The 436-nt window shown below is 39.2% G+C and carries 1 protein-coding gene; it reads right to left on the reverse strand.

Features of this window, described 5'->3' with window-relative positions:
- Positions 1 to 436: L-serine ammonia-lyase, iron-sulfur-dependent, subunit alpha (locus K9U40_RS23945; RefSeq protein WP_282892542.1), on the reverse strand; the 436-nt coding region annotated here is incomplete at both ends.

Raw genomic sequence — 436 nt, forward strand, 5'->3', positions numbered from 1 at the left:
GAAATAGAAGCATTGAGTTTACATAAAATGCCAACGGCTGCCGCACTTAAAAAGAAACGAACCACTTTATCTTCGGAAAAGTCTTTAGAGAAAGGCACGTAGTAATATAAAACTGCCGGAATAATTCCTGCGGCCCCATTTGTAGGTGCCGTCACTACTCGACCGCCAGCAGCATTTTCTTCATTTACCGCTAAGGCAAATAAATTGACCCATTCCATCGCATGAAAAGTCGTCACAATCAGGTTTGAGTTTTTCTTATTTAATAACTTATCGTGAATTTTTTTAGCCCGACGTTTTACGTTTAATCCGCCCGGTAATATGCCTTCATTAATTAATCCATTGTGAATACATTGCTGCATCACTTTCCAGATTTCCATAATCTTGCTACGAATCTCAGCTTCACTCCGCCAGCTTTTTTCATTTTCAAGCATTAACT

This window comes from Xanthobacter autotrophicus (assembly GCF_030015065.1).
In the GTDB taxonomy this organism is placed as follows: Bacteria; Pseudomonadota; Alphaproteobacteria; order Rhizobiales; family Xanthobacteraceae; genus Xanthobacter; species Xanthobacter autotrophicus_D.